The organism is Cyanobium usitatum str. Tous, from assembly GCF_003011885.1.
Classification (GTDB): Bacteria; Cyanobacteriota; Cyanobacteriia; order PCC-6307; family Cyanobiaceae; genus Cyanobium_A; species Cyanobium_A usitatum.
The window spans coordinates 1-7,633 of sequence record NZ_PXXO01000025.1; the positions used below are offsets into that span (position 1 = coordinate 1).

Below are 7,633 nucleotides of genomic sequence, written 5' to 3' on the forward strand. Positions count from 1 at the left end.
CACTGATATCAAGCGTTTGCACACTCTTGTGTCGTATGCCGTCTTCGGCGACAGCACAAATCAAGTGTTTAACGTGCGCTTCATGGAGCATGACCTCTTTTCGTTCAAAAGGGGTCGCTGGCAAGATCGGAAGGTACGCTGCGCCTGCTTTCATAATGCCCAACATGCTGATCACCATTTCTGGTGAGGGCTCAAAAATTAGGGCGACGACTGAATCGTGACCGATCCCGAGACTTCTAAGCTGTCTGGCTAGTTTGTTCGCTTGCCGATTGAGAGTATCGAAGGTGAGTGCGTTGTGGCTGCCATCGGTTAGCGCAATGGCATCTGGTCGAAGAGCAGCCTCACGCTCGAAAAGCGTCTGTGCACAGGTGTACCGTTGCGAGACCAGCGTTGGGTTGTAATCGACTAGAAACTGATGCCGTTGCGCCACCGTTAACAAGGGAGTTTGCAGAATCGTCGAGTAAGGCTTTGCAACCATACGGCGCAGCAACTGAGTGAAATGCTCAGAGAGTTCTTCGAGGGTACTTTCTTCGAAAAGATCAATGTTGTATTCGAAGATGCACCGCAAGCTATTTGATTCTTGTTGTATCGCTAGGGTTAGGTCAAACTTAGTGCTTGAGGTTTCGGCATCGAGCGGCAACATTTTCAGATCAGAGTGGTGAATACTCTCTTCGATCGCATTTTGAAGCACGAACATTGTCTGAAAAATAGGCGCATGACTCAAGCTGCGCTCGGGATGAATCGCATCGACAATTGATTCAAAAGGCGTGTCTTGGTTTGCTAAACCTTCAAGCATCGTTTGACGTAGACGGGCCAGCAGTTCGACTGTGGTGCTCTGTGGGTTATGCAATATTCTGATCGGCAATGTGTTGACGAACAGACCAATAAGTTCATTCAATTCTGAACGATTTCGGTTGGTAACCGGCGTGCCAATCACCAGGTCGTGGGTGTCGCAGTGCTTCGCCAACAGGGTTGCATAGCAGGCAAATAAGCCCATAAACAACGTCACGTCATTAGCGGAACATAACGCCTTTAATTGCTGCGTCAACGAGTCATCGATAAAAAATACCAACGCACGCCCTTGATAGCCTTGTATCGCAGGCCTTGGTTTGTCGATTGGCAAATTTAGAAGAGTGGGTGAACCGTCTAACGTTGTTTTCCAGTAATTGAGTTGTGCGTTGAGTGTTTCTGGATTAAGCCAACGTTGTTGCCAGGTTGCAAAGTCGGCGTATTGGACTTTTAGTGGGGTCAAGCAATCAGGCTCTTGCTGAGCAAACGCTTGATATAGCGCTAACAACTCTCGTTGTAGGACTAGCATTGACGCCTCATCTGAGGCAATGTGATGCAATGTGATTGCTAACGCCCAGTGGTTGCTGCTTAACTCAAGTAAATCGGCACGAATTGAAATATCTTTAGCAAGGTCAAACGGCTTTGTGTTTTTCTCAACTAGCCATTGTTGAACATCTGCGGTTTGCTGGGAAGACGCTTTTAGTCGCGTGATCTCTAGCAGCGAGAGAGGAGTTTCAACAACAACTGCTGATGGTTCTCCGTCTGTTTGTTGATAAACAGTGCGCAGAATTTCGTGTCGCTCAACGATTCTGACCAAAGCCATGTTAAGCGCATCGACGTTAACTTTACCGAGAAGCTCAAGCGCTGTAGAGATATGATAGTTGCTGTTCGGGCCTTCAAGTTGATCCAAAAACCATAGCCGTTTTTGCGAATACGAAAGTACCGATACTTTCCGCTGTTCTAAGGTTTGAGCCAAGATAGGTGGGCTGACCTTTTTAATGGTTTGATGGTTTGAGGATAAAAACTCAACTAATAAGGCAATCGTCGGATGATCAAATAATGCTTGTACTTGAATATCCACGAGAAACTCATCACGAATCTTCGTAATGATTTGAAGCGCCAGTAACGAGTGGCCGCCCAAGTTAAAGAAGTTATCGTGAATGTGAATGCGTTCGACCTTCAGCACGCTGGACCAAACACTTTCCATACGCTGCTCATGGTCATTACGCGGCCCGATATACGCGATCTGACTCGACAGACTCTTGATAGTGGGCAAAGCCTTACGATCAATTTTTCCGTTTGGAGTTAAGGGTAAGCTTTCAAGAATCGTAATGTTAGAGGGCAACATATACGACGGTAATTGGGCGGCGATCAAGGCGCGTAATGCGGTCGTTAGTTCTTGTTGGTCAGAGGCCTGGTGATCTGCGTGATCTTTTATTTCAATAAACGCGTTCAGCGTGACATGATCTTGATCACTGACTTGGCAGACTGCGACGGCGTTTTTTACCCGCGGATGCTGTGCCAAGACCGATTCGATTTCACCAAGCTCAATTCGAAAGCCACGGACTTTGACTTGAAAATCTGACCGACCAATATATTCAACATCACCATTTTCTAAAAAACGCGCGACATCTCCAGTTTGATAAATGCGGTCTCCTGGTGTCAGACTAAAAGGTGACGGAATAAAACGTTCGGCTGTTAAGCCCGGTTCATTCAGGTAGCCGCGACTTAGACCCAAACCGCCGATGTAGAGATCACCTGGAATGCCTAGCGGGCACGAGTCCAGGCTCGAATCAATGATAAACAGTGAGGTATTGGCAATCGGTCGGCCGATAGACGGATTGGTGTGTCCGTTGAGCTCGTTGAGATGAAGTTGATTGCGCGTTGACCAGATTGTCGTCTCGGTGGGGCCGTATACGTTCCAAACTTCGGCATCACTTTTTAACAAGCGTTCGGCAAGCTCCGCTGACAAGGCTTCGCCTCCGCAAAGCGCTTGTTCAAGGCCTAACTGCGTAGGTTCTATGCTGGCGAACAGCAATCGCCACGTGGCAGGAGTGGCTTGCAACGCCGTTGCTTGTGTCGCAAACAATAATCTGACAAGCGCCTGACCGTCGCCCGCCGTTTCTTTGGGCACCAGAGCAATACGCGCCCCACTGATTAAAGGCAGATAGAGTTCGAGCGCCGCAATATCAAAAGAGATCGTCGTGACGGCTAGTAGAGTACTGTCGCGACTGAGACCGGGTTTCTCAAGCATTGTCTCAAGAAAGTTATGCAAGGCACCGTGGGTGATTTGTACGCCTTTGGGCTTTCCGGTCGAGCCTGAAGTAAAAATCACGTATGCCAAACTATCGTCTGGAAGTGTGTTGCGTGTCGCAAGAAAATCCTTAGCCGGGGCATGCTTGATGAGATCCCAGTCTGAGTCAAGGCAGACGAGGTCGACGGGATCTAACGCAAACAAAGGCTGGGTAGCGGTCTGCGCAACAATCAGGCGAATGTTCGCAGTGCCGACCATGTCTTGAATGCGATTTTTTGGATAACTCGGATCGATAGGAACATAGGCAGCACCACTTTTCAAAATACCAAGTAGTCCGATTATTAAAAGGACCGAGCGCTCGACACATAAACCAACCAAGGTTTCAGTGGTCGCGCCTTGCTGTTTTAAATAAGAAGCCAAATGTGAGGCGCGTGCATTGAGTTCGCCAAAAGAAATTTGTTCAGTCCCAAACAACACGGCAATACGGTCTGGGTATCTGGCCGCTTGCGCTTCGAACAAATCGCAAATCGACTCTTGTTTCGAGTATTGCTTGTTTGTTTGGTTGAAGTCGAGTGTGAGTCGTTTGACTTCAGTGTCAGAGGACAGACGAAGAGCGGACACTTTTTGATTAGGATTTTGAATGACTTCAGCGAGAATATTGTTGAAATGCTCAATGAAACGTTCAATCGTGCTGGCTTTAAACAAGTCTGTGTTGTATTCAAGCTCGGCAAATAATTGCTCGCTTTGCTCTTCGAACTTCAACGTGATGTCAAACATCGCCGTGTTCGCAGCGATCGGGACAGCATTTAAATGTAGGTCACCGATACGTAAGCCATCTCTTTCTTCATTTTGATTTTGCAGAATCAACATGACCTGAAAGAGGGGAGAAAAGCTCGGGTTGCGCTCTGGGTCGACCGCTTCGACAAGCCGCTCGAAAGGCAGATCTTGATGCTGATAGGCCTCTAAGAAGTTATCTCGGACATGCGTCAGCAGTTGTGCAAACGAAATTTGAGGGTCGACGTCAGTGCGTAAGACTAGAGTGTTAACAAAAAATCCAATGAGTTGCTCAAGTTCTATGGTCGTTCGATTTGCGATTGGCGAGCCAATGACAACGGTCTTTTGCCGGCTATAGCGTGCGATGAGCGTACAAAATATTGCCTGGAGCACGACGAATAACGAGGCTCCGATTGGCTTTCCGAGCAATTTTAGGGACTGTAATCGATGCGCATCGATCGTAAAGTAAGTTGTTTTCCCTGCGTAACTCTGTCTAAGTGGGCGAGGGTAGTCTGCTGGTAGCTCAACTAGGCTCGGGATGCCCTTGAGTTTGTTTTTCCAGTATTTGACCAAGACGTCTGAGCGAGGACCGTCTAGTAAACGTCTTTGCCATTGCGCAAAGTCTGCATATTGAATCGGTAGGGGCAAGAGCGGGGATAACGCGCCCTGTGAGAACGCTTCGTATAGTGTGCAAATCTCTTTTAAGAGGACATTGCCGTTTGACCAGCCATCTGAGACGATGTGGTGCACGACCATCAGAAGAATGTAACGTTCTTGACTGAATCTCACTAATTTCAAACGCAACAAATGATCTTGCTCAAGATCGAAAGGAGCGTGGCAAGTCGCTAAAGCAAGTCGTTCGTATTCTTCCTGCTGCTTGTTCGGCGTTAAGTCTTCTAAGTTAACGACGGCAATCTCTGTGTCTCTTGAGGGCCGGATGACTTGATAGGCTTGCCCATCAATCGTTTGGAAATTAGTTCTTAAGGCTTCATGGCGATGACAAATCTCGCCAAAAACATTTTCTAGTATCGTAACGTTCAGAGGCCCAAGCAACTCAATCGCCGAGGGCATGTTGTAAGTCGCGTCAAGGCCGTCTAATTGAGCCAAAAACCAAAGGCGTTGTTGCGCAAACGACAACGGAGCTGGACTCGTCGGATCGTTTCGTCGCGCAATGACTTCACCGCGCTGCTGCTCAGCTGCACTGGCCTGGACTTTCGCCGCCTTAATTTTTTCTAGGAGCGCACGCTTAGCCGGGGATAGTGAACCAAGCCGAGCTTCAAAATTCTCATCCATGGCTCAACTTAAAACAATTTTTACGTAAAGATCAATAGCACTTAGAAAGCTGAAACATTGCGATTTCAGGCAAAAAGGCTTGTACTTTCAGGTAGGTAGCTAGATTACCCCAAAATGCACTATAGAGAGACTGAAAGCGCTAGCGGTTGAGGTTTTGAGAGCTTTGTTTCAGCAGAATCTAGATAGTTAGCGTGCTTGAGCGCGATAAGTATTTATAATCTTTAAGAGTAAGTCAGCACATCATTTTTTTCAGGCAGAAATTTTGAGGTTTTATCATGATTGATTTGACACCGTTTGTTGGCAAGATGAACGACTTAGACACGCACATTACGCCATCGCCTGATTTTTATGAAAATGTCGCCGGAAAAGAAGCCGGTAAGTTCTACGCTGACATGTGCCGAAAAGCCATCGAGGATATGTCAGAGGCTGAGAAAGAGTCAGTCCCCGAGATCATGGGCACCGAGGCGACCGACTATAACGAGAAAACGGTTTGGAACTTGAAGGGTTCTGGTGCTGCGGGCGCTTACACGTCTGAGGGGCGTTTGAAGGCACTCGACTACATGGGCGTGAACCGAGCCTTTGTATTTGCTGACCCAGCGCTTCAGATGGGTGCGTTTTCTGACTCACCCATGGGAATATCCGCGATGCGCGGATGGAACGATTATTCGATCGCGTTTAGCCGCACAGAGCCAAAGCGCTTGTTGCCGGTCGCGATCCTGAATACACACAACATCGCTGCGGCGTTAGAAGAAACAAAGCGTCTGCTAAAAGCTGGCATCCGGGCATTTGTCATCGCCAGTTCGATCCCTCCTGGTGGTGGCTCACCGGCGCACACCAATTTCGATCCTCTTTGGGCAATGTTGCAAGAGGCGAATGCGACTGCTATCTTGCATGCCGGAGGCGAGCAAGGTTTTATGGCAAGTGACGCGTGGTCAAAAGGTGTTCCGCATCTTGGCTTCGAAACTTCGTTCCGTCATCACGGCGAGCCTGGCGATACGTACATGATGGCAAGCTTTATTTTTTCTCCCCAGAATTTTTTAGCGACAATCATTTTGGGTGGCGTCTTTGAGCGCTTTCCTCGCTTACGTTTCGCAGTCGTTGAGTTGGGCTCGGTGTGGTTTGCTCCTCTCGCGATGCACTTGGATCACGTTGCGAAGATCTTCAAACATCGCTTAAAGGGCGCGTTGTCGATGTCGCCCTCAGATTACATGCGTCGTAACATTAGAGTCACTCCGTACCGCTTCGAGCCTGTGGGTGATCTGGTAGAAAGGTTTGGCTTTGACGACTGTTATTGCTACAGCAGCGATTTTCCACACCCTGAAGGTGGCAGAACGCCAATCCAAGATTTTGAGAAACATATTGAACGCCTCGGTCAGCGTAACGCCGAGAAGTTTTATGTCACAAATGCCGAGTGGGTGATGCCTGAAACGGTATAGATCGCGACGCGGTGTAAACGCCATTTTTTGTGAAAGTGATGACGAAAGACTCAAGTCAACTTAATCTGTATCCCGGTCAAATCCCTCAACGAAAACTGAAGGATTTGGTCGATTCTGGGGTTGACCTTGGGGCTCTTTGCTCGCAATCAAAACGGCCCTTGTTGATCACAGATATTTATGAGGTTTTTCCAAGCCTGGCACAATGGAGCCCAGAGTTTCTTCATGAGAAAGTTGGAGATAAAACAGTCGAGGTAAATACGTCTGAAACAGACGTGTTTCAAGAATATCACCGGCCGATTCAGATGAGTCTGAAAGAATACTCGCATGAAATGAATAGCGATCATCCAAAAGCCGGAAGACGCTTGTACCTAGGTGCTTTGGGGATTAATCAGTCTTTTCCAGAGTTAAAGTCAGAGATACTGTTTGACTCTTTGCTACCCCAAGAGAGGTTGGGTCTTAAGTATTTGTGGTACGGCCGTGGCGGTAACACGACGGGACTGCATTACGACACGTCAGAAAATTTCTTCATGCAATTGTATGGTCAAAAGCGTTGGTTGATCTCTGAGCCCAGCAGCTTTTTAAACCTGCATCCGCGTTCGGCTTTGTCAAATTACCCAAAGATTACTGACTTTAATCCGCTGAAACCTGATTTTGACAAGTTTCCAAAAGCACAGAAAGTTAAATTTTATGATCTGACGATGGACGCAGGGACGATTTTATATGTGCCAGCCTACTGGTGGCATCAGGTGATCAGTTACAGCACGATTGTCTCAGTCAACATCTGGTGTAAAACCAGTATTTTTAAGGCTGAGTGGGGAGCTCTTCAACTGATTCCGCTCTACCTCAGAAATTTAATGGGATTCAATATTTTTCCAAAGCGGTTTTGAGTTCGTTCATTCAATACAGCTTGGAAGGATTGCAATGTTTGCCCGTGGATTGGCTTGATGGTACCGAACCAATTAGGTCGTTTCAGCTAAAGACAATTCGATTCGAACGTTACCCTTTAACGCTTTAGAGTAGGGGCAAATTTTGTTTGCAGCCTCAATCAACTCTTTTGCGAGCAAGCTCGCGACTCCTGGAAGACTAA

3 protein-coding genes are annotated in these 7,633 nt (G+C 47.5%); 2 read left to right on the forward strand and 1 reads right to left on the reverse strand.

The window, feature by feature from the left end:
- On the reverse strand, nucleotides 1–5,110 hold a 5,110-nt coding region (locus C7K55_RS13140; protein WP_127432057.1), incomplete at its 3' end, for a non-ribosomal peptide synthetase.
- Nucleotides 5,111–5,385: 275 nt separating this feature from the next.
- Between C7K55_RS13140 and C7K55_RS13145 the strand changes: the two genes are divergently transcribed.
- Complete coding sequence (locus C7K55_RS13145; RefSeq protein ID WP_106633177.1) at nucleotides 5,386–6,546, forward strand: amidohydrolase family protein; 1,161 nt, start codon at nucleotides 5,386–5,388, stop codon at nucleotides 6,544–6,546.
- Nucleotides 6,547–6,584: 38 nt separating this feature from the next.
- Entirely contained in the window at nucleotides 6,585–7,433 is an 849-nt protein-coding gene (locus tag C7K55_RS13150) for a cupin-like domain-containing protein (protein WP_106633178.1), read from the forward strand.
- Nucleotides 7,434–7,633: the final 200 nt, after the last annotated feature.